This window comes from Jiangella rhizosphaerae, assembly GCF_003579925.1.
Classification (GTDB): domain Bacteria; phylum Actinomycetota; class Actinomycetes; order Jiangellales; family Jiangellaceae; genus Jiangella; species Jiangella rhizosphaerae.
In genome coordinates, this window is record NZ_QUAL01000174.1 from 13,397 (window position 1) to 36,024 (window position 22,628).

Below are 22,628 nucleotides of genomic sequence, written 5' to 3' on the forward strand. Positions count from 1 at the left end.
GCTTCCTAGCGTGGAAGACATGAGCGGATCCCCACGCGAACGGCAGCTGTCCACCACCGTGCTCGTCATCGGGACGGGAGGCGCGGGCCTGCGGGCGGCCATCGAGGTCGCCGAGCAGGGCGTCGACGTGCTCGCCGTCGGCAAGCGGCCGCGGCACGACGCCCACACCGCGCTCGCGGCGGGCGGCATCAACGCCGCGCTCGGCACGATGGACGCCGGCGACAGCTGGCAGCAGCACGCCGCCGACACCATCAAGGAGAGCTACTTCCTCGCCCATCCGCGCACGGTCGAGATCGTCACGCGCGGCGCCGAGCGCGGCATCCGCGACCTCGAGCGGTACGGCATGGAGTTCGCCCGCGAGGCCGACGGCCGCATCTCCCAGCGTTTCTTCGGGGCGCACACCTTCCGCCGCACCGCGTTCGCCGGCGACTACACGGGGCTGGAGATCCAGCGAGCGCTGGTGCGCCGCACCGAACAGCTGGGCATCCCGATCCTCGACTCGATGTACGTCACCCGCATCCTCGTGCGCGACAACATCGTCTTCGGCGCGTACGGCTTCGATCTGCGCGACGGCACGCGGTACGTCATCCACGCCGACGCGGTGATCCTCGCCGCCGGCGGCCACACGCGCATCTGGCGCCGCACGTCGTCGCGGCGCGACGAGAACACCGGCGACGCGTTCCGGCTCGCCGTCGAGGCGGGCGCGCGGCTGCGCGATCCGGAGCTGGTCCAGTTTCACCCGTCCGGCATCATCGAGCCCGAGAGCGCGGCGGGCACGCTCATCTCCGAGGCCGCCCGCGGCGAGGGTGGCATCCTGCGCAACGCGCTCGGCGAGCGGTTCATGCAGAAGTACGACCCCGAGCGCATGGAGCTGTCCACGCGCGACCGCGTCGCGCTCGCCGCGTACACCGAGATCAAGGAGGGGCGCGGGACGGAGAAGGGCGGCGTGTGGCTGGACGTGTCGCACCTGCCGCGAGAGACGATCACGACGCGGCTGCCGCGTGTCTACCAGACGATGCTCGAGGTCCAGATGCTCGACATCACGGCCGACCCGATCGAGGTGGCGCCCACGGCGCACTACTCGATGGGGGGCGTCTGGGTGCGGCCCGAGGACCACGGCACCGGCGTCGACGGCCTGTACGCGATCGGCGAGGCCTCCAGCGGGCTGCACGGCGCCAACCGGCTCGGCGGCAACTCCCTGATCGAGCTGCTGGTGTTCGGCCGCATCGTGGGGCGGGCCGCCGTCGCGCACTCCGCCGGTCTCGACGCCCAGCGCCGGTCGGCCGACGCCGTGGCGCAGGCCCGGGCCGAGATCGACGACCTCCTGGCCGCCGACGGCCCCGAGAACGTGCGCGCCCTGCAGCGGGCGATCCGCGACACCATGACCGAGCACGCCGGCGTCGTCCGCGACGAGACCGGCCTGAAGACGGGGCTCGCGGAGCTCGAACGCATCGAGGCGCGCATGAGCGACGTCGGCGTCCACCCCGACATCGCCGGGTTCCAGGACCTCGCCCACGCCTTCGACCTCAAGGCCTCCGCGCTGTCCGCGCGGGCGACGCTCGAGGCCGCGCTCGAGCGCCGCGAGACGCGCGGCTGCCACAACCGCAGCGACTATCCCGAGCTCGATCCCGCGCTGCGGGTGAACCTCGTGTGGTCGCCCGCCACGGGCGTCGTCCGCGAGGAGATCCCGCCGGTGCCCGACGAGATCGCCGGCCTCATCCGGGAGGTCTCCACCGAGGGCAAGCTCGTGGAGTAGTCAGGCCGCCCGGCCGGTGATGAGGAACTGCAGCTGCACCTCGTGACCGTCGGCGACGCCGTGGCGGCGGTCCAGCTCCAGGATCTCCGGCAGCGGGGTCACGACGACGTCCGCGAAGCCGGCCGCGCGCACCAGCGCCGCGGACTCGTCGATGGTGGCGGCCTCGGCCAGCGGCAGCTGTGACAGCACGGTGCGGTCGTACAAGGGATCCGGGCCGACGCCGCTGGGGAACCAGGTGCTGTCGACGGCGGCCAGCATGCCGCCCGGTCGCAGCAGCGCCCGCCAGTGGCGCAGCGCGACCTCCGGCGTGCGCAGCGTCCACAGCAGGTACCGGTTCGTGACGACGTCGAAGCTGCCGGGCGGGAAGTCCGGCGCGACGGCGTCGCCGACGAGCAGCTCCGGCGGATGCGGCAGAGCGGCCGCCTTCTCCCGCGCCTTCTCGAGCATGCCCTCGGCGAGGTCGGTGCCGATGACGTCGTAGCCGAGCTCGGCGAGGATCAGCGCGACGTGGCCGGTGCCGGTGCCGACGTCGAGCACCCGGGCCGGCGGCGCGGGCAGCGCGCGCCGCCAGACGTCGGTCCAGCCGGCCTTGATCTCGGCGTTGCCGATCTGCTTCCGGTGGTGGGCGTCGTAGGAGTCGGCTCGCTCGGTCCAGTACCGGTTGATGTTGTCCTGGGCGGTGGTGACGTCGGTCATGCGGAGACTCCTTCGGGTACGGCGTCGAGGGGGCGGAACAGCAGCTGGACGCCGTCGCCGGCGTCGATGCGCTGGACGCCGATGCGGTACACCGGCTCCAGCATCTCCGGGCGCAGGACGGCGTCGGGCGTGCCGGCCGCGGCGACCCGTCCGCCGTCGAGTAGCACCAGCTCGTCGCAGTAGCGGGCGGCGAGGTTGAGGTCGTGCAGCACCACGACGGTGGTGACGTCCAGCCGGCTGACCAGCTGGAGCACCTCGTGCTGGTAGCGGATGTCCAGGTGGTTGGTGGGCTCGTCGAGCAGCAGGTGGTCGGCCTGCTGGGCCAGCGCCCGGGCGATCAGCACGCGCTGCTTCTCGCCGCCGGACAGCCCGGCGAAGACCCGTCCGGCGAGGTGCCGGGCGCCGACCCGTTCCAGCGACGCGGCGGCGACGCGGTAGTCGTCGCGACCGTGGCGCTGGAAGGTCGACAGGTGCGGCGCCCGGCCGAGCAGCACGGTCTCGGTGACGGTGAGCGGCAGCTCGCCGGTGCCCTCCTGCACGACGACGGCCAGCCGCCGGGCCAGCTCGCGCGGCTTCAGCTCGCCCACCGGCGTCTCGTCCAGCGTGACCAGCCCGGCCCTCGGCGCCAGCGCACCGTAGAGGGTGCGCAGCAGGGTGGTCTTGCCGCTGCCGTTCGGCCCGATCAGCCCGACGACGCGGCCGGGCGTGGCGGTGACCCGGGCGCCGTCGAGCACCAGGGTGTCGCCGTAGGCGAACGAGACGTCGCGGGCGCTGATCACGGGAGGAACCGTTCGGCGATCCGCTCCAGGCCGTCGATGGACAGCGGCGTGGGCGGCTCGGTGAAGTTGAACAGCTGGACGAGGATGTCGTCGTTCCGGACGGCGCGCAGGTCCTCCGCACCGGGCAGGCTCACGAGGGCGTCCTTCACCGCGGCCGGGTCGCCGTCGACGTGCAGCAGGACGAGCACGTCCGGGTCGGCGGCGATGATCTGCTCCAGCGTCACCTCGAACACCCGCTCGTCGACGTCGCCGAAGACGTTGGTGAAACCGGCCGCCTCCAGCTGGGGGTGGGCCATGCTGCGGTTGCCGTAGGCGTAGCCGCTGCCGCCGCCGACGGTGGGGAACAGCACGGCCGCGGTCCGCTCGGGCGCGTTCTCGGCCGCCGCCTCGACCGCGGCGACGCGGTCCTTGAGCTCGCCGACCAGCGCGTCGGCCTCGTCGGCACGGTCGAACACGCGCCCGTAGGTCTCGATCTGCTCGTAGACGTCGTCGAACGTGGTCGCGTCGACGCCCTCCGGGCAGTACACCGGCTGGATCAGCGCGTCGATGCCGACGCCGGACAGGCCCTCGCGGGTGATGCCGTCGGGCAGCCCGAGCACGAGGTCGGGCTGCTGGGCGATGATGACCTCCTGCGAGATCTGCAGGTGGCCGCTGGTGTCGAGGTCCTCGCCGAGCGACTCGATGTCGGCGATGGCGGCGTTGGTCTCGTCGTCGTAGTACTCCTCGGGGAACGCGCCGGCCCGCAGCACCGCGGCGTCGAGCACGCCCAGCTCGTGCATGATCGTCACCGGCGCGCTCTCGAGCAGCACCACCCGCTCCGGCGGCGCGTCGAACGTCACGTCGACGCCGCAGTTGTCCACGGTGACGGCCGTGCCGGCGGCGTCGGTCGTGTCGTCGGACCCGCAGGCCGCGGTCACCAGGACCAGGGCGACGGCGACGGGCGGCAGGTAGCGCATGCGTGGTTCTCCTCAGGTCAGGCGCCGGCGGAGTGGAACCGCCGGACGAGGATCAGCAGGAACGGCGCGCCGACGAGCGCGGTGATGATGCCGATGGGCAGCTCGCGCGGCTCCAGCACCGTCCGGGCGGCGACGTCGGCCCAGACGAGGAAGATCGCGCCGATCAGCGCCGCCACCGGGACCACCCGGCCGTGCGCGGCGCCGACGAACCGGCGCGCGACGTGCGGGATGACCAGGCCGACGAAGCCGATGCCGCCGGACGCCGCGACGACCGCGCCCACGCACAGCGACACGACGACCAGCAGCTGCACCCGGAACCGGGTCGGCGGCACGCCGAGCGTGTGCGCGGTCTCGTCGCCTATCGCCAGCGCGTCCAGCCGCCGGCGCCACAGCAGCAGCGCGGCCAGCGTCAGGGCCACCACCACGACGACGATCGCCAGGGGCCACGACCAGCGGGCCAGCCCGAGCGAGCCGAGCAGCCAGAACAGCACCGACCGGGCACCCTCGGCGGAGTCGGAGGCGAAGATCAGGAAGCTGGTGGCGGCGTACAGCGCGTAGCCGACGGCGACGCCGGCCATGAGCAGCCGCAGCGACGTGATCCGCCCCCCTGCCCGGGCCACCACGAACACCGCGGCCGACGCGCCCAGCGCGCCGAGGAACGCGCTCGCCGACAACGCGTTCTCGCCGAAGCCGGCGCCGAGCCCGAACAGGATCGCCGCCGCCGCACCGGTGGACGCGCCCGAGGTGACCCCGAGCAGGTACGGGTCGGCGAGCAGGTTGCGGACCATCGCCTGCAACGCGACTCCGCAGACCGCGAGCGCCGCGCCGACCACCGCGCCGAGGATCACCCGGGGAAGGCGGACCTGCCAGACGATCGAGTCCTCGGCCCGGGTCCACGTGACATCGGCCGGCGAGCCGAGCGCGTGGTGGCCGACGATCCGCGCGACGGTGCCCGGGTCGATGGCGACCGCGCCCAGACCGACCGCGAGGACCAGCGTGACCAGCAGGCCGGCCGACAGACCACCGATCCACAGCGCCGTCCGGCGCCGTTGTGCCCCCTGCCCGAGGTCGTCGTCGAACTCCGTGACGGTGTCGGCGAGGACGGTGTCGCGGCCGGTCGTGGTCGAGCTCACGGCGCCTCCGAGCCAACTGGATTTGAGATACAGATGTCGCTGTCGACACAAGGTCGCACATGCGACTCAGTCGCGTCAACAGATGCGACTGTGTCGCATCTTGCCGGACGGCCGGCGTCGAGACCACCCCGGGAGCGCCCGTCGAGGCAGAGTTCACCGTCCGCTCCGTCCCCGTTCGCACGAACGTCGGCCGTTTGACCAAGATCATCGCTTTCTCCAGGTGCGGGCGCGTTTTCGTCATTCCGGCCGACCCGGAGTCACGGCTAGCGTCACGCCGCGGGGACCCCCGTCCCCGTCCCGCAGCACCTCGAGGAGGAGTGCCGTGTTCGCAGGCTCGAAACGCCGCCGATCAGCCGCACTGGCCGCCGCCGTCGCCGTCACCGCGTCCGTCGCCGCATCGCTGACGGCGACGGACATCGGCGTGGTCCCGGCCCAGGCGCTGACCACGCACACCGTCACGTCCCCGGACGGCGAGATCACCTTCGCCGTCCACGAGCAGCCCTCCGGAGCGCTGACCTACGAGGTCACCGCCGGCACCACGACGATCTTCGAGGAGTCGCCGCTGGGCATCGCGACCAGCGCCGTCGACTTCTCCAGCGGCCTGACGTACGCCTCGCAGAGCCGCACCACCATCGACCAGACCTACACGCTGCCGGCCGGCACCAAACCGTCCTACCGCGACCACGCCAACCAGCTGGTGCTCAGCTACACCAAGGGCGGCCAGACGATGCAGCTGGTGGTGCGCGCCTACGACGACGGCGTCGCCTACCGCTACGTGCTGCCAGGCGGCTCCGGCGCCGTGTCGATCACGGACGAGCTGAGCGGGTTCCGGCTGCCGGCGCCGACCGGCGGCTGGGCCGCGGTGTGGAACGGCAACTACGAGCAGGACTACGTCTACCGCTCCGCTGCCGGGCTCAACGACGGCACCGAGCTGACCATGCCGCTGCTGGCGTCGATCGACGACAACGCCTACTTCACGGTGATCTCCGAGGCGAACGTCTACAACGCCGGGGCGAGCTACGCGCCGTCGCTGCTGAAGGGCAGCCAGGCGAACGACGGCCTGCTGAACGTGGAGCGGACGCCGGACCAGGCGTTCCCGATCGCGAGCACGTACCCGTTCCAGACGCCGTGGCGGGCCGCGATCATCGCCGCGGACCTGGACGTGCTGGTCAACTCCGACCTCGTGCAGCACCTGAACCCGCCGGCGACGCAGGACGCGGACTGGGTCAAGCCCGGCCGGGCCGCATGGTCGTGGTTCAGCGACGGCGACAGCGCCGCCGACCTGGACAAGCAGAAGCAGATGGTCGACTTCGCCGCGTCGATGGGCTTCGAGTACGTCACGGTCGACTGCTGCTACGACCCCGACGTCGACCTGCCGGCGATCTCGCAGTACGCGGCGCAGCGCAACGTCGACATCTTCGCGTGGGTCACGGCGGAGCCGTTCGCCACGCCCGCGCAGGCCGACGCGCTGGTCGCCGAGCACAAGGCGTACGGCGTCGTCGGGCTCAAGGTCGACTTCTTCCTCAACGACTCGCAGCAGGTCATGGGCTGGTACCAGTCGATCGGCGACGCCGCCGGCGAGCACGAGATGATGCTGAACTTCCACGGCAGCACCAAGCCGGGCGGCGAGAACCGCACCTGGCCATGGGTGGTGACGTCGGAGGCGGTGGCCGGCACCGAGCACTACCTGTACCCGCCGCCGACGACGGCCCGGCTGGACGCCACCTTCCCGTTCGTCCGCAACCCGATCGGCGGCATGGACTACACGCCGACGATGATCTCGCTGAACGGCTCGATCCTCACCCAGGCGCACACGCTGGCGCAGGCCATCGTGTTCACGTCGGCGATGGTCAACTACTCCGACTCCGCGGCGGCGTACGAGCAGTGGCCGGGCCGGCACCTCATGCGGGCGATCCCGACGGTGTGGGACGAGACCCGCGTCGTCGAGGGCTTCCCCGGCGACCACGTCACGATGGCGCGGCGCAGCGGTGACGACTGGTTCATCGGCGCGATGACCAGCCCGGCCCGGACGGCGAGCGTCCCGCTGTCGTTCCTCGGCTCGGGCACGTACACCGCGACGATCTTCGCCGACGACGCGAACGGCCGGGTGTCGTCGGTGACGACGCAGACCGTGACCAGCGCGTCGACGCTCTCGCTGCCGATGCTGGCCACCGGCGGCGTCGCCGTCCACCTGTCGAAGACGCCGCTGGCGCAGATCGGCAGCGGCGACGTCCGGTACGAGGCGGAGGCGGCCGGCAACACCCTTTCGGGTGGGGCGCTGGTCGACGCGTGCAAGGGGTGCTCCGGCGGCGCGAAGGTCGGGTACCTCGGCAACGGCGGTGCGGTGCAGTTCACCAACGTCATGGCCGGCGCCGCCGGCACGCACGAGCTGACCTTCACCTACACGTCCGGCGACCCGCGGTCGGTCCAGATCGAGGTCAACGGGTCCGTCATCAGCACCGAGGCGCTGAAGGACTCCGGCGGCTGGGAGTTCGTGAACAAGTGGACCATCGACGTGCCGCTCAACGCCGGCGCCAACACCATCGAGTTCTCCAACCCGTCGGCGTACGGCCCGGACATCGACGCGCTCATCGTCTCGCGGAAGACCGAGGCGGAGGCGGCCGGCAACACCCTGGCCGGCGGCGCGACGGTGGCGGCGTGCGGTCCGTGCTCGGGCGGGTCGACGGTGACGGGCCTGTCGGGTGGCGGTGCGGTCACGGTGAACGGCGTCACGGCGACCGCGGCCGGCAACCACACCGTTCGCATCGACTACGCCGCGACCGCCGACAGCACGGCGCAGGTCAGCGTCAACGGCGGCGCGCCGGTCACCGTCGAGTTCCCCTCGACGGGCGGCGCCACGGCGACCGCGACCGTCACACTCGGGCTCGCCCTGACCACCGGGGTGAACAACACGATCACGGTTGCCGGCGCGTCGGGCCCGGCGCCCGACATCGACCGGATCACCGTCACGAACTGACCGGTCGTGTCGACGGCGAACGCCCGGCGCCGCTTCTTCGGAGGCGTCGGGCGTTCGCCTGCGGATTTTGCAGCGTTGGGGCCGTCCCCCTGCTGCCCGATTGTCTTGGCCGCGGGCGCGCGCCTCAAGCGGACTATTGGGCGCTTCGCGCCGGCGATGTCCGCTTGACCCGACGCCGCCGGGGGCGGGCGCCGCGTTTGCGTGTGGCGTTGGTGTCGTTGGGCGTCCACCTGGTGAGGTTTCACGATGATTCGGGGGCCATCACGAGGATTGCCCCAGCGTCAACACCCCTACAGTCATGGTGATGCTCAGGTAATCCTCGTGATGTAGGCGATCGCCGATGATCATCGCCGTCCACACTCCGACAAATCGGGCGGAACGGCTAAGACGTCAGCAGTTGGCGGAGCGGCGGTAGTCGGTCGGGCTCATCGCGTGCAGCTGGCGGAACTGCCGGGAGAAGTGGAACGGGTCGGCGTAGCCGACGTCGCGGGCGATCTCGCTGACCGTCGCCTCCGTCGTGGTCAGCAGCAGCCGGGCCCGTTCCATTCGCAGCGTCGTCTGGTAGGCGTGCACCCCGCCGCCGGTGGCCCGCCGGAACAGCGTCGTCAGGTGCGACGGCGACACGCCGACCAGCGCGGCCAGCTCCGGCACCCGGACCGTCCCGTCCAGCCGCGAGGCCAGATAGTCCATCGCCCGCTCCAGCGGGCCCTCGGCCGGTGAGGGCGCGGACCCCCGGTCCGCAATCAGCTGGGTCAGCAGCTTCCACGCGGTCCCGGCCACGCCGACCAGCCGCGCCGGGCCCTCGTCGTCGCGGGCGAGGCGTCCGACGATCTCGTCGGCCAGCGCGACCGCGCGGTCCAGGTGCCGGACCGGCACCACCGGTGGACCCAGCGCCTCGACCAGCTCCGGCACGTCGCTGCCGCGCAGGTGACACCACCACACCGTCCACGGCGACGACGGCGACCCGCCGTAGGCGTGCGGCGTCCCTGCGGGCACGACCAGCGCCGCGCCGGCGCCGATGCGGTGGTGACGTCCGCCGATGTCGGCCCAGCCGCTCCCGGCAGCGCAGATGGCGACGACGGTCTGCCGTGACGCCGCGGGCCGCGAGGCCTCGAACGGTGCGGGCGCGGGGGAGTGGCCGGCGTCGGTGACCACGAGCCGCCTGGTGACCGGCGCCGACAGCGCCGCCGTGACCTGCCGCCGCGGGACGGCGTACAGCCGCTGCTGGCGGAGACCGTCGCGGGCTGGCACGGCTCCGAGTATGGCACGAGTTACATACTTGACAAAGTTTATTAAGTCTCCGTAGCGTCACCCCCGTGCCGATCCAGCGAGGCGGCCCGGTCGAGGGAACCCCGGCCGAGGGCGCCGTCTTCCTCACCGCGCTCACCGCCGGTCCCATCGCCCGCGTCGACATCGCCCGCGAGACGGGGCTGTCGTCGGCGGCCGTCACCCGCGTGGCGAAGCTGCTCATCGACGAGGGCTACCTCGAGTACGCGCCGGACCAGCCGGCCACGAGCGACGAGACCCGCATGGGCCGGCCGAGCAGCCCGCTGCGGGTGCACGCCCGCCAGACCGGCTCGTTCGGCATCATCGTCCGGCGCGACGAGCTGATCGGCATGGTGTGCGACCTCGCCGGTGCGCCGCGGGTGTCCGAGCGCCGTCCGCTGGCCGACACCACCGTCGACGCCGCGGTCGACGCCATCGCCGCGTTCTACCGCGAGCTGGTCGAGCGCGCCGACGCGGCCGGCTTCGTCGTCGCGCCGCACGACCTCGGGCTCAGCCTCTCCGGCGACATCGACCACGACACCGGCTACGTGCGCTATTCGCCGTTCCTCGGCTGGCGCGACGTCGACCTCGGCGCCGCGGTGTCGCGCGCCATCGGCGCCCCGGTCGTCGTCGAGAACGACGTCAAGGCGCTCACCGTCGCCGAGCAGTGGTTCGGGCTCGGCCGCGGCATCACGAACTTCGCCGTCGTCACCATCGGCACCGGCATCGGCTGCGCGATCGTCGTCGACGGCGGCCTGGTTCGCGGCGCGCACAGCGTCGCCGGCGAGATCGGGCACCTGCCGCTCGGCGACCCGTCCGTGCAGTGCCACTGCGGCGCGCACGGCTGCGTCGAGGCCGAGGCGTCGACGAAGGCGCTGCTGGAGCGGTGCCGCGCCGCCACCGGCCGCGACGACCTCACCATCGAGACCGCGGTCGAGCTGGCCCGGTCCGGTGACGACGCCGTCCGCGCGATCTTCGCCCGGGCGGGCCGGCTGATCGGCCTGGCGCTGGCCTCGGTGGCCAACCTGCTCGGGCCGGAGCGCGTCATCGTCGCCGGTGAGGGCGTGTCCAGCTACGACCTGTTCGAGACCGCGATCCGCGAGGCGTTCGCCGAGCAGGCGTTCGGCGCCGCCCACCAGGTGCCCATCCACGTGCGCGACCTGCCGTTCGAGGAGTGGGCGCGCGGCGCCGCCGCGGTCGCCATCCAGGAGCTCGTCTTCCCGTCCCGCCAGCGCGTCGCCGCCGAGGTGCGCCGTCGTCCAGGAGTTCGTCGTGTCTGAGTCCACCACCTGGTCGGTGTCCCACGGTCGCAACACCGTCGCGCTGACCTGGTTCCGCGGCCGGCTCACCTGGACCGCGCTGCACGACGGCGTCCAGGTCACCCCGCCGGCGCCGCTGCACCTGCACACCGCCGACGGCCGCGACCTGCTGTCCGCCGCGACGTATCTCGGCGACGACTCGCGGGAGGTCAGCGAGGAGTACGAGCTCGTCGTCGGCAAGCGGACCGGCCGGCACACCGTCGACCACCGGGAGCGTACCGTCCGGTTCGCCTGCGCGGGCGGCGGCGAGATCGCGGTCGTGCTGCGGGCCGCGCCCGACGGCGTCGCGCTGCGGTTCGTGCTCGGCGGCCTGGACGGCGCCACCGTCACCGGCGGCGACGTCGGCCTGCGGTTCCCGGCGACGGCGGCGGTGTGGCCGCTCACCTACACGCCCTGGTACGAGACCACCCGGTTCACCAGCACGCTGGACGCGCTGGAGCCCGGCGACTACGGCTTCCCGTTCCTCGTCGAGCTGGCGGACGACACGTTCGCGCTGGTCACGGAGGCGGACCTGGACGGCCGGTACGGCGGCTCGTTCGCTCGGTACGCCGGCGGCGGCGCGGTCACCGTCACGCTGGCCGCCGACGTCGTGCTCGACGGCGACAGCGTGGCCACGCCCTGGCGGGTCGTCATCGTCGGCGACCTCGCGGCTGTGGTCGCGTCGCACCTGGTCGACGACCTCGCACCGCCTGCCGCGGAGGGAGTGCCGGTGTGGGCGCGGCCGGGCCGCGCCGCGTGGTCGTGGTGGTCGGACTTCTACAGCGGCGCGCAGTTGTCCAAGCAGCTGCGGATGCTCGACTACGCCGCCGCCCGCGGCTGGGAGTACGTGCTGGTCGACTGCGGCTGGGACGGTGTCTGGATGCCGGAGTTGGTCGCCGCGGCCAGCGAGCGCGGCGTCGGCGTGTTCGTCTGGGTGGTCTGGGACCACCTCGCGACGCCGGAGCAGCGGCGCAAGCTGGCCGAGTGGGCGTCGTGGGGCGTCGCCGGCGTCAAGGTCGACTTCATGGAGTCCGAGGCGCAGGAGCGGTACCGCTGGTACGACGAGGTCATCGCCGAGTGCGCCCGCGTCGGCCTGATGATCAACTTCCACGGCTCGGTCATCCCGCGCGGCTGGGCCCGCACGTACCCGCACGTCATGAGCTACGAGGCGGTCCGCGGCGCGGAGTACTACGTCTTCTACAGCGAGCCGCTGACGCCCGAGCACAACACGATCGTGCCGTTCACCCGCAACGTCGTCGGCTCGGCCGACTACACGCCGGTGACGTTCTCGGCTCAGGCCCGGCTGACGACGGAGGCGCACGAGCTGGCGCTGGCCGTCGTGCTGGAGTCGGGGCTGCTGAACTTCGCCGACGACGTCGACGAGTACGCGAAGCGGCCCATCGCCGAGGCGGCGATCGAGCGGATCCAGGCCGCCTGGGACGAGACCAGGCTGCTGGCCGGGCGGCCGGGGGAGTACGTCGTGCTGGCCCGCCGCTCCGGCGCGGAGTGGAGCGTCGGCGCGCTGTCGGCACTGGGCGAGACCAAGGCCGTCGCCGTCGATCTCGGCGTGCTGGGGCTCGAGGGCGACCACGCCGCCACCGTCATCACCGACGACGACGCCGGCCGGCTCACCCAGGAGACCCGCACGGTCACCGCCGGCGACACCGTCGACGTCACACTGCGGCCGAACGGCGGCGCGGTCGTCCTGCTGGCGCCGGTCGGCCACACCCGGCCGGAGCCCCCGCCGCGGCCCGCCGTCACCGTCGCCGACCCGATCGTGCGCGGCGTCCCCGGCGAGCCGGTCGAGATCGCCGCCGTCGTCACCGGCGCCGAGCCGTACCTCGTCGTGCCGCCCGGCTGGGACCCGCCACGCCCGATCCGCGAGGGCGTCTGGTCGGTCACCGTCCCCGCGGGCACCGAGCCCGGCCACGTCGCCGTGCTGGCCGTGCACGCCGGCGACCCCCTCGGACCCCGGCGCTCCACCGTCGCGCACGTGCGCGTCGTCAGCCCCCTCGGCGCGGACCCCGCGTCGCTCGTCGCGCTCACCCCGGTCGCGGCCGCCAACGGCAGCGGCCCGGTCGAGCGGGACATGTCCAACGGCGAGGGCAACCCCGCCGACGGCCGGCCGATGTCCGTGGCCGGCGTGCACCACCCCAAGGGACTCGGCGTCTGTGCCCCGTCGGACGTCACCTGGGTGCTCGACGGCGTCCCGGCGCGGCTCACCGCGTCCGTCGGCGTCGACGACGAGAGCCCGGCCGGCACGACGGCGACCTGCGCCGTCGTCGGCGACGGGCGCGTCCTCACCACGATCGAGGTCGCCGCCGGCGAACCCGCGCGCGAGCTCGACGTGGACCTCACCGGCATCACCCGGCTGCGGCTGGTCGTCCGGCCGCCGGCCGCCGGTGCCGAGCCCGCGCACGTGGACTGGATCGACCCGCACGTGCGACCCCGAACGTCCCACTCATGAGAGGCATACGACGATGAAGTCGACGAATACCATGTTGGCCCTGGCGGCCACGGCCGCGGTCCTGACGCTGGCCGCGTGCGGCGACAACGGCGCCTCGGCCGGCGGCTCGGACGGCGGCGGCGGCGAGGAGGTCGAGCTGACCTTCGCGACGTTCTCGCCCGACCAGGAGCCGGCCATCCGCCAGATCCTCGACGTGTTCGAGGAGCAGAACCCCGGCGTCTCGGTCGAGATCCAGATCATCCCGTGGACCGACTACTGGAGCACGCTGCAGACGTCGACCGCCGGCGGCACCGGCCCGGACGTCGCCTGGATGCTCGGCGCGAAGATCGGCCAGTACATCGACGGCGGCGTGCTGCTGCCGCTGGACGAGGCGTTCGAGGAGTCCGGCCTGGACATCGAGAAGTACCCCGAGCAGCTGGTCGACCTGTTCGTCGACGACGGCACGACGTACGCGCTGCCGAAGGACTTCGACACCATCGGCCTCTGGTACAACAAGGCGCTGTTCGACGAGGCCGGCGTGGCGTACCCAACCCCGGACTGGACCTGGGATGACGTCATCACCGCGGCGAAGGCGCTGACCAAGCCCGACGGCAGCGTCTACGGCATCGGCGCACCGATGGACCCGCAGGCGACGTACTACAACACGATCTACCAGGCCGGCGGCGAGGTGATCTCCGAGGACGGCACGACGTCGGGTTACGACAGCCCCGAGGCCATCGAGGGCATCAAGTTCTGGACCGACATGATCAACGTCCATCACGTGTCGCCGACGCTGGAGTCCTTCGCCGACACCGAGTCCGTCGCGCAGTTCATGTCCGGGCGCCTCGCCATGCTGACGACCGGCTCGTTCTACGCGATCCGGTTCGCGAACGACGAGTACTCGTCGCAGAACTTCGACGTGACCGAGCTGCCGGCCGGCGCCCAGGAGGCGACCATCATCAACGGCATCGGCAACGTCGCGCTCGCCTCGACCGAGCACCCCGAGGAGGCCGCCCGTCTGGCCGTCTTCCTCAGCGGCGAGGAGGCCTCGCGCATCTCCAGCGAGACCGGCACCGTCATCGGCTCCTACGAGGGCACCCAGGAGGCGTTCGTCGACGCGTTCCCGCAGTTCAACCTGCAGGCCTTCCTCGACCAGGCCGAGAACGGCGTGGTGCTGCCGGTGTCGCGCAACACCGACGCGTGGGCCAGCCGCGAGGGCGAGTTCCTCACACCGGCGTGGACCGGTGAGCAGAGCGTCGAGGAGGCGGCCGCGAACCTAGCCGACGCCATGAACGAGGCGCTGGCGCAGGAATGAGGCCGAACCGGTACCCGGACAACGCGTGGGCGGCGATCCTGCTCGCGGTGCCGTTCGGCGGCCTGGTGATCTTCTACCTGTGGCCGCTGCTGCGCACCGTCCTGCTCAGCTTCTCCGAGGGCACCGCGTTCACCGGGTACACGATCACCGGGCTCGGCAACTGGCAGCGGCTGTTCGAGAACGGCGACGACGTCTGGCGCGCGCTGGTCAACACGCTGGTGTACGCGGCGATCGTGCTGCTCGGCGTGCCGATCGCGATGGTGATCGCGGCGCTGCTGCACCAGCGCGGCCTGCGTGGCCGGTCGTTCTACCGCACGCTGTACTTCGTCCCGGTCGTCACCATGCCGGTGGCGGTGGCGATGGTCTGGCGCTACATCTACAACGGCGACTTCGGGCTGCTCAACGAGGTGCTCGACGCCGTCGGCGGGCCGACGAGGGCCTGGGTGGCCGACCCCGACACCGCGCTGTACGCCGTCGCCGTCGTCGGGATCTGGATGGCGCTGGGCACCAACCTCATCATCCTGGCCGCCGGCCTGGAGGCGGTGCCGCAGACGCTGGAGGAGGCGGCCATGCTCGACGGCGCCGGGCCGGTGCGCCGGTTCCTCTCCGTCACGGTGCCGCTGCTGACCCCGTCGATCTTCCTGGTGTCGGTGCTGTCGGTGATCGGGTCGCTGCAGATGTTCGACCTGCTGTTCATCATGCTCGGCCGGACCAACCCGGCGCTGGCCGACTCCAAGACGATCGTCTACCTGTTCTACGAGGAGGCGTTCGTGCGCAACGACCGCCCGCTCGGCGCGGTGATCGCGCTGGTCACCCTGGTGGTGACGCTCGCGGTGACGGCCGTGCAGTTCCGCCTGCAGCGACGGTGGGTGACCTATGCGTGATCGTGTGAGGTCCCGGCACCTGGTGACGCACGTCGTCCTCATGGCCGGCGCGCTGCTCATGGTGTCGCCGTTCCTCTGGCAGTTCCTCACGTCGCTGAAGACGCTGGGGGAGTCGACCCGGGTGCCGCCGACGGTGCTGCCGTCGTCGCCGGAGTGGGGCAACTACTCGGCCTTCTTCGACGTCGTCCCGGTGGGGTCGATGGCGGTGAACAGCGTGCTGGCGCTGGTGCTGCGGGTGGCCGGGCAGCTGCTGGTCGCGTCGCTGGCGGCGTACGTGTTCGCCCGGCTGCGCTTCCGGTTCCGCGGTCCGCTGCTGGCCGGCTTCCTCGTCGTGCTGATGGTGCCGCCGCAGCTGTTCGTGATCCCGCAGTACGAGGTGATCCGCACGATGGGCTGGCTGAACTCGGTGCAGGCGCTGGCGTTGCCGGGCATGTTCAGCGCGTTCGGCGTCTTCGTCCTCTATCAGTTCATGCGGACGCTGCCGCCGGAGCTGGATGAGGCCGCGCGCATGGACGGCGCCAACCCGTGGCAGATCTACCTGCGGATCATCCTGCCGCTGTGCCGGCCGGCGCTGGCCGCGCTGACCATCCTCACGTCCCTGTTCTCCTGGAACGACCTGCTGTGGCCGCTGATCGTCAACACGGTCCCGGACCGGATGACGCTGCCGGTCGGCCTCGCCACGCTGCAGGGCGCCCAGGGCACCGACTACCCCGTCCTGATGGCGGGCTCGCTGCTGACGATCCTGCCGATGGTGCTGGTCTTCGTCTTGCTGCAGAAACAGTTCATCCGCGGCATCGCGATGTCCGGACTCAAGGCCTGAGGGCCCTTACTCGGAAAGCTCTGTCTCCATGTCTCTCTCGCCCGGTTTCGATGTCGTCCACGAGCTGACCGTCTCCTCCGACGGCGCGCAGGTCTTCGAGCACGGCTGGCAGTCGTTCAGCCCGACCTCCGCCTACCCGCTGGGTACGCGGCCGCACCGGCCCACGTCGGAGCGCAACCGGATGCTCAACTACCGGCAGTCCTCGCACCCCGGCCCGGACGGGTACTTCGGCGAGGGCGTCCTGGCGGTGGCGGACGGGTCCGGCTCGGTGCACGTGGTGTCGGCGGCCGAACCGTTCACGACGGGGGTGCGGGTGCAGGCGGCGGTGTCGGGCTCGTCGGTCGTCGTCGGCGCGGACGGGCCGGTGCGGGTGTCGGTCGAGCCGACCGGCGACGTGCAGGAGGCGTTGCGGTCGTGGGCGGTGTCGGCCGCCTCGGAGGCCGGGCTCGCGGCGCCGCGGCCCGCGCCGACCGCCTGGTGCTCCTGGTACGAGTACTGGGGCGACGTGCGCCGCGAGGACATCGTCGAGAACCTCGAGGCGATGCGGACGCTGGACCTGCCCGTCGACGTCGTCCAGATCGACGACGGCTACTCGGCCGAGATCGGCGACTGGCTGATCCCGTCCGACGGCTTCGGCGACCTGCGCGGCCTGGTCGAGACGATCCGCGGCGAGGGCCGCCGGGCCGGCATCTGGCTGGCCCCGTTCTTCGCCGGCGCGCGCTCCCGGCTGGCCGCCGAGCACCCCGACTGGCTGCTGCGCCACCCGCACGGCGGGCCGCTGCACGCCGGGCACAACTGGAACCAGGACCTCTACTCCGTCGACCTGTCGCACCCCGCGGCCGCGGAGTGGATCAGGACGGTGTTCTCGACGTTCGCCGCGTGGGGCATCGACTACTTCAAGATCGACTTCATCGCGGCGGGGGCGATCCCGGGCGCGCGGGCGTCCGGGGCCGACCCGGTGACCGCCTACCGCGACGGGCTGGCGTTGATCCGCTCGGCGGTCGGGCCCGACGCGCACATCCTCGGCTGCGGCGCCCCGGTGCTCCCGTCCGTCGGCCTGGTCGACTCGATCCGTGTGAGCGCCGACACCGGTCACACGTTCTCCCCGGAGGACGGCGACATGTGCTCGCCCAGCCAGGAGGCGGCGATCCTCAGCGCCCGCGGCCGGCAGTTCATGAACGGCGTGTTCTTCGCCAACGACCCCGACTGCCTCATCGTCGGCCCCAAGGTCGAGAACCGCGAGGCCTGGGCCACGCATGTCGAGCAGGTCGGCGGCGCGGTCGTCAGCAGCGACCGGCTGCTCGGCCTGGACGACTGGGGCCTCGAGACCACCCGGCGGTTGCTCAGCCGCTGAGCTGTGGTCGAGTTGCTACCGCCAGAGCGGTAATTACTCGACCACGACAACGTCGTCGGGTGGGTCAGGTCCAGTGGAGGCGGTCGTGCAGGATCGCCTGCTCGGCGGGATTCTGCGTGAGTTCCAGGGCCCGCGCGTCGGCCTCGCGCGCCTCGGCGGCGTGGCCGAGGTCGCGCAGGAGACCGGCCCGCGTCGCGTGGAAGAGGTGGTAGCCGTCGAGCCGGCCGGAGACCTCCTCCACAGCGGCCAGGGCCGCCGCCGGACCGGCGGTGTAACGCAGCGCGACCGCGCGGTGCAGCCGCGTGACCGGCGACGGCGCGAGGTGCAGGAGCATGTCGTAGAGCAGCACGATCTGCTCCCAGTCGGTGTCCTCCCAGCGCGGCGCCTCGGCGTGACAGGCGACGATGGCGGCCTGCAGCTGGTAGGGGCCCGGCCGGCCCCGCCGGGCCGCGCGGGTGAGCAGCGCGACGGCGTCGGCGATGGCCGCGTGGTCCCATCGGGCGCGGTCCTGGTCGGCCAGCAGGACCAGTCCGCCCCCGGCGTCGAACCGGCCGCCCGAGCGGGCCCGGTGCAGCCGGATCAGCGCCAGCAGCCCGGCTACCTCCGGCTCGTCGGGCAGCAGCTCGTGCAGCAGCGCCGCCAGCCACTCCGCGTCGTCGACCAGCCGCTGCGAGGCCACCTCGCCGCCGGAGGACAGGTAGCCCTCGTTGAGCATGAGGTACACGACGGTGAGCACCTCGCCCACGCGGTCGGCCAGCTCCGGGCCGGACGGCAGGCGGTACGGGATGCCGGCGTCGGCGATCTTGCGCTTCGCCCGGCTGATCCGCTGCGCCACCGTCGTCTCCGGCACCAGGAAGGCCCGTGCGATCTGTGCCGTCGTCAGCCCGCACACGACCCGCAGCGTCAGTGCGACCTGCGCGGACCGGGGGAGCGCCGGGTGGCAGCAGGTGAAGATCAGCCGCAGTCGCTCGTCCGGCTCCGGCGGGACCGGCCACTGCACCTGGGCCAGCTTCTCGCGGTAGCGGGTCTCGCGGCGCAGCACGTCCAGGCCGCGGCGCCGGGCGACGGTGAACAGCCAGGCGTCCGGCCGGTCCGGGATGCCGTCGACCGGCCACCGCTGCAGGGCGGCGACGACGGCGTCCTGGACGAGGTCCTCGGCGGCCGAGAAGTCGCCGATCAGCCGGACGAGCGCGGCCGCGAGCCGGCCCGCGTGCTCGCGCACCACTCGGGCCAGCTCGTCGTGCGGGTCGCCGCCCGCCGCGTCGGTCGTCATGACTCCAGCGGCCGGATCTCCACCACCGGGCAGCCCGGCCACGTCCGCACCATCCGCAGCGCTTCGTCGAGGTCGGCGACGTCGACCTCCAGGTACCCGCTGACCACCTCCTTGCCCTCGACGAACGGGCCGTCGGTGACGATCGGCTCCGGCGCGTCGAGCCGGACGGTGGTGGCGGTGTGCGCGTCCTGCAGCTTGCTGCCGCCGCGGATGAGGTGACGGTGCTCGGCCATCCACGCGTCGACCTTGGCGAACGCGCGGGCGCGGTCGTCCGGCGTCATCGCCTCGAGGTCGGCGGAGAACTGCTCGGTGTCGACGAACAGCAGCACGTACTTCATCGGCTCAGGCTCCCTGCATGGCGGCGGCCAGACGGCGCGCCAGCTCGTCCGGCGGGACGTCCTCGACGTGCGTCGCGATGGTCCAGCCGTGCCCGAACGGGTCGACGACGTAGCCGTCGCGGTCGCCGTAGAACTGGGTCTCCGGCGCCCGCTTCAGCGTCGCACCCCGCTCGACGGCGCGGGCCACCACGGCGTCGACGTCCTCGACGTAGAGGAACAGGAACGACGGCGACCCGGGCAGCCCGCCCTCGGGCGGCGGCTCGGTGCCCATCACCGGCGACGCGTCCTCGACGATGAGCACGGAGTCGCCGATGACGATCTCGGCGTGCGCGACGCTGCCGTCCGGCCCGGGGAAGCGCATGCGCTCGGTCGCGCCGAACACGTCGGCGTAGAACTCCAGTGCCTCCGCCGCCCCGCGCACGACGAGGCACGGGGTGATGCGGCGGTAGGTGTCGGGGATCGGTTGCGCGGTCATGTCGTCATCCTTCCTGCGTCGTGTCGGCGGTTCTACCCAGGAGACGAACGGCGGCGGGCCGGATACGACACCTCGCCGGGTGCAGGACCGGTCACATTTCGGCCGAACCGGCGGCGGGCGACGTGCTGGCCTGCTTACGGTGCGGCGGTGAGACCACGATTGCGCTACTCCGTCCTGCTCGTCCTCGCGGTCGTCGTGGCGGGCTGCTCCGGCGACTCCTCCGACGGCGACTCCGGCGGCTCGTCGGACGCGAGCCCGTCGGGTGGCGGCGCGGAGCTGGTGCGGGTGCCCGCGGACGCGGCGACGATCACCGAGGCGGTGGCGGCGGTGGCCGAGGGCGGCATGGTGCTGGTCGACGCCGGGACGTACCCGGAGGCCGTCGTCGTCGACAAGGCCGACGTCACCATCCGGGGCGCGGACCGCAACGCCGTCGTCGTCGACGGTGAGGGGGAGCGGGCGATCGGGATCCTGGGCATCGCCGACGGCGTGCGGGTGCAGAACCTGACCGCGACCCGGCACACGCTGGCCGGCGTGCTGATCTCCGGCGTGCACGACGCGTCCGGGAACGTTCCCGGCGACGGGTACTCCAGCGAGGAGCCGGAGGAGGAACTGCTGCAGCGCTACGAGGTTCGCAACGTCACGGCGACGAACAACGGCCTCTACGGGATCTACGCCTTCCACTCCCAGCACGGCGCGATCGTCGACAGCTACGCCTCCGGCGGCGCGGACTCGGGTTTCTACCTGGGCCAGTGCGTGGACTGCGACGCCGTGGTCACGGGCAACGTGGCCGAGCGCAACGCGGTCGGGTTCGAGAACGCCAACGCCTCCGGCGGGGTGCTGATCACCGGGAACCGGTTCGCGGGGAACCGGGTCGGGCTCACGCTGACGTCGGACTACCAGGAGGCGTTCGTCCCGCAGCGCGACAACGTCGTCGTCGGGAACGTCATCAGCGACAACGTGCAGCCGGACTCGCCGGCGCAGGCCGAGGGCGGGTTCGGGGTGGGGATCGGTATCGCCGGCGGTCAGCAGAACGTGATCGAGCGGAACCTGATCGGCGGCAACACCACCGCCGGGACGCTGATCGGCAGCGCCGAGGACGTGCCGTCGCTGGACAACCGGTTCGTCGCCAACCAGTTCAGCCGGAACCGCGTCGACATCGCCGACATCTCGACCGAGCGGGCGCCGTCGTCGGGGACCTGCCTGGACGGCAACGGGTCCGCCTCGGTGCTGCCGGACGCGATCGCGGCCGCGGTCTGCCCGGCCGGCACACCGGCGATCTCCGGGGCCGCGCTGACGGACGTGCCGCCGGCGCCGCCGGGGGTGCCGTTCCTGGACGTGACGCTGCCGGGGCCGCAGCCGCAGCTCGAGGGCGACCTGAGCGCCGTCCCCGAACCGCTCCCGGGCACGCCCGAGCGACCCGCCATCGACGGCCTGCCGGTGCCCGATCCCGGCCTGCTCGCGGACCGGTCGGCGCTCAGCCCCGGGTGACCTGGCGGTCGCGGTCGCCGAGCGTGGCCGCGATGAACGCGTCGCGCGGGTGCTGGACCGACAGCAGCGACACGATGTCGCGGCCGTAGAACAGCGCCGCCGTCCAGACGAGGGCCACGCGGACCTTGCGCTCCCACGTCGGCACCGCCAGCACGTGGTAGCCGCGGTGCATGAGCCAGGCGAGCAGCCCGGTGATGACGATGCGGCGGTACTGGAAGATGCCCTTGCCCAGGCCGAGCGTCGCGACGGTCCCGAGGCTGTGGTGGACGTACGGCTTCGGCTTGCGGCCGCGCAGGTCGGCGACGATGTTCTTGGCCAGCCGCTTGCCCTGGCGGACGGCGTTCTGCGCGTTGGGGACGACGTGGCCGCCGGGCACCTTCGAGGCGAGGTCCGGGACGGCGGCGTTGTCGCCGGCCGCCCAGGCGTCCGGGACCGGCGCGTCGTCGGTGCCGACCCGCAGGTCGGCGCGGACCCGGAACAGGCCCTGCTCGTCCACCGGCAGGTCGGTGTGCCGGGCGACCACGGGGTTGCTCTGGTTGCCGGCGGCCCAGATCAGCAGGTGGTTGTCGTACTCCGTGCCGTCCGAGAGCACGATGTGCCCGCCCTCGGCCGACACCAGCTTGGTCTCCAGGTGCACGTGCCCGCCGCGCTTCTCCAGGTGCCGGACGACCCAGCGCCCCGGCTCGTCGGTCACCTCCGGGAGGATGCGGTCGCGCACCTCGACCAGGTGGAAGGCGAGGTCGTCGGCGCTGAGCTCCGGGTAGTGCTTCAGCAGCGCGGTGGCCAGCGACAGCAGCTCGCCGAACCCCTCGACGCCGGTGAAGCCGCCGCCCACCACCGTCACCGTCAGCAGCTTGCGCCGCTCCGGCCCCGGCGGCAGCGTCGCGGCCCGCTCGAACGCCGTCAGCAGGCGGTCGCGGATGGCCACCGCCTCCTCGACGTGCTTGAGGCCGATCGCCTCGTCGGCGACGCCCGGGATCGGGAACGTCCGGGTCACCGCGCCCGCGGTCACGACGATGACGTCATAGTGGAGCTCGCGCTCCGGCCCCGCGGCCAGCCGGAGCGTCGCCGTCCGGTGCGCGTGGTCGATGGTGACGATCGTGCCCGCGACGAGGCGGGTGCGGCGCAGATGCCGCCGCAGCGACACCGCGACGTGCCGGGCCTCGACCGAGCCGGCCGTCACCTCCGGAAGGAACGGCTGGTACGTCATGTACGGCCGCGGGTCGACGAGCGTCACCTCCGCCTCGTCCCGGCGGAGCTTCTTCTCCAGCCGCCACGCGGTGTAGAAGCCCGCGTACCCGCCGCCCACGATCAGGATCCTGCGCATTCGCTGCCTCCTCGTGCTCACACCCTGACGACGGCACGGCGGCCGGT

At 72.5% G+C, this 22,628-nt stretch carries 18 protein-coding genes; 9 read left to right on the top strand and 9 right to left on the bottom strand.

Features of this window, described 5'->3' with window-relative positions; all coding sequences use genetic code 11:
* The first annotated feature begins 19 nt into the window (after positions 1–19).
* Complete coding sequence (locus DY240_RS18540) at positions 20–1,756, top strand: L-aspartate oxidase (RefSeq protein WP_119661321.1); 1,737 nt, start codon at positions 20–22, stop codon at positions 1,754–1,756.
* On the opposite strand, the gene DY240_RS18545 is transcribed toward DY240_RS18540, so the two are convergent.
* From DY240_RS18545 to DY240_RS18560, 4 genes are read right to left on the bottom strand one after another with little or no spacing between them, the layout of a single operon-like run.
* A complete protein-coding gene (locus tag DY240_RS18545) occupies positions 1,757–2,452 on the bottom strand; it encodes a class I SAM-dependent methyltransferase (RefSeq protein WP_119661322.1) in 696 nt (231 codons plus the stop codon).
* Entirely contained in the window at positions 2,449–3,231 is a 783-nt protein-coding gene (locus DY240_RS18550; protein WP_119661323.1) for an ABC transporter ATP-binding protein, read from the bottom strand. Before DY240_RS18550 ends, DY240_RS18545 begins: the two co-directional genes overlap by 4 nt.
* On the bottom strand, positions 3,228–4,187 hold the full coding sequence (locus DY240_RS18555; protein ID WP_119661324.1) for an ABC transporter substrate-binding protein: 960 nt from the start codon (positions 4,185–4,187) through the stop codon (positions 3,228–3,230). The genes DY240_RS18550 and DY240_RS18555 overlap by 4 nt, the downstream gene beginning before the upstream one ends.
* Before the next feature lie 17 nt (positions 4,188–4,204).
* Positions 4,205–5,320: a FecCD family ABC transporter permease gene (locus DY240_RS18560; protein WP_199701746.1), complete on the bottom strand. Its 1,116-nt coding sequence runs from the start codon at positions 5,318–5,320 to the stop codon at positions 4,205–4,207.
* 322 nt (positions 5,321–5,642) lie between these two features.
* Here DY240_RS18560 and DY240_RS18565 point away from each other — a divergent pair, with 322 nt between their 5' ends.
* Positions 5,643–8,297: a glycoside hydrolase family 97 catalytic domain-containing protein gene (locus tag DY240_RS18565; protein ID WP_158602902.1), complete on the top strand. Its 2,655-nt coding sequence runs from the start codon at positions 5,643–5,645 to the stop codon at positions 8,295–8,297.
* Positions 8,298–8,687: 390 nt separating this feature from the next.
* On the opposite strand, the gene DY240_RS18570 is transcribed toward DY240_RS18565, so the two are convergent.
* Positions 8,688–9,548 carry an AraC family transcriptional regulator gene (locus DY240_RS18570; protein WP_119661326.1) on the bottom strand — a complete coding sequence of 287 codons (861 nt, stop codon included), beginning with the start codon at positions 9,546–9,548 and terminating at the stop codon, positions 8,688–8,690.
* Between the two features lie 65 nt (positions 9,549–9,613).
* Here DY240_RS18570 and DY240_RS18575 point away from each other — a divergent pair, with 65 nt between their 5' ends.
* From DY240_RS18575 to DY240_RS18600, 6 genes are read left to right on the top strand one after another with little or no spacing between them, the layout of a single operon-like run.
* Positions 9,614–10,843: an ROK family transcriptional regulator gene (locus DY240_RS18575; protein WP_199701747.1), complete on the top strand. Its 1,230-nt coding sequence runs from the start codon at positions 9,614–9,616 to the stop codon at positions 10,841–10,843.
* Positions 10,836–13,328 (top strand): glycoside hydrolase family 97 catalytic domain-containing protein, encoded by a 2,493-nt coding sequence (locus DY240_RS18580; RefSeq protein ID WP_119661327.1) that lies wholly within the window; start codon positions 10,836–10,838, stop codon positions 13,326–13,328. Before DY240_RS18575 ends, DY240_RS18580 begins: the two co-directional genes overlap by 8 nt.
* 13 nt (positions 13,329–13,341) lie before the next feature.
* The gene (locus DY240_RS18585; RefSeq protein ID WP_119661328.1) at positions 13,342–14,622 is read left to right on the top strand and encodes an ABC transporter substrate-binding protein; all 1,281 of its coding nucleotides are present in this window, start codon (positions 13,342–13,344) and stop codon (positions 14,620–14,622) included.
* The gene (locus DY240_RS18590) at positions 14,619–15,506 is read left to right on the top strand and encodes a carbohydrate ABC transporter permease (RefSeq protein ID WP_119661329.1); all 888 of its coding nucleotides are present in this window, start codon (positions 14,619–14,621) and stop codon (positions 15,504–15,506) included. The genes DY240_RS18585 and DY240_RS18590 overlap by 4 nt, the downstream gene beginning before the upstream one ends.
* Positions 15,499–16,326: a carbohydrate ABC transporter permease gene (locus tag DY240_RS18595; protein ID WP_119661330.1), complete on the top strand. Its 828-nt coding sequence runs from the start codon at positions 15,499–15,501 to the stop codon at positions 16,324–16,326. The genes DY240_RS18590 and DY240_RS18595 overlap by 8 nt, the downstream gene beginning before the upstream one ends.
* 28 nt (positions 16,327–16,354) lie before the next feature.
* A complete protein-coding gene (locus DY240_RS18600; RefSeq protein WP_119661331.1) occupies positions 16,355–17,680 on the top strand; it encodes a glycoside hydrolase family 36 protein in 1,326 nt (441 codons plus the stop codon).
* A gap of 64 nt (positions 17,681–17,744) precedes the next feature.
* Here the strand turns inward: DY240_RS18600 and DY240_RS18605 are convergent, their stop codons facing one another.
* Genes DY240_RS18605 through DY240_RS18615 form a run of 3 tightly spaced genes read right to left on the bottom strand, consistent with a single transcriptional unit; the run spans position 17,745 to position 19,766 of the window.
* Positions 17,745–18,953, bottom strand: coding sequence for an RNA polymerase sigma factor (locus DY240_RS18605; protein WP_119661332.1), 1,209 nt, complete (start codon positions 18,951–18,953; stop codon positions 17,745–17,747).
* Positions 18,950–19,291: a YciI family protein gene (locus DY240_RS18610; protein WP_119661333.1), complete on the bottom strand. Its 342-nt coding sequence runs from the start codon at positions 19,289–19,291 to the stop codon at positions 18,950–18,952. Before DY240_RS18610 ends, DY240_RS18605 begins: the two co-directional genes overlap by 4 nt.
* A 4-nt stretch (positions 19,292–19,295) precedes the next feature.
* A complete protein-coding gene (locus tag DY240_RS18615; RefSeq protein WP_119661334.1) occupies positions 19,296–19,766 on the bottom strand; it encodes a VOC family protein in 471 nt (156 codons plus the stop codon).
* Positions 19,767–19,913: 147 nt separating this feature from the next.
* On the opposite strand from DY240_RS18615, the gene DY240_RS18620 reads away from it, so the two are divergent.
* Positions 19,914–21,254, top strand: a complete 1,341-nt coding sequence (locus tag DY240_RS18620; RefSeq protein WP_119661335.1) for a right-handed parallel beta-helix repeat-containing protein — start codon at positions 19,914–19,916, stop codon at positions 21,252–21,254.
* Here the strand turns inward: DY240_RS18620 and DY240_RS18625 are convergent.
* Entirely contained in the window at positions 21,241–22,581 is a 1,341-nt protein-coding gene (locus DY240_RS18625; RefSeq protein WP_119661336.1) for an NAD(P)/FAD-dependent oxidoreductase, read from the bottom strand. The genes DY240_RS18620 and DY240_RS18625 overlap by 14 nt on opposite strands.
* Positions 22,582–22,628 lie beyond the last annotated feature (47 nt).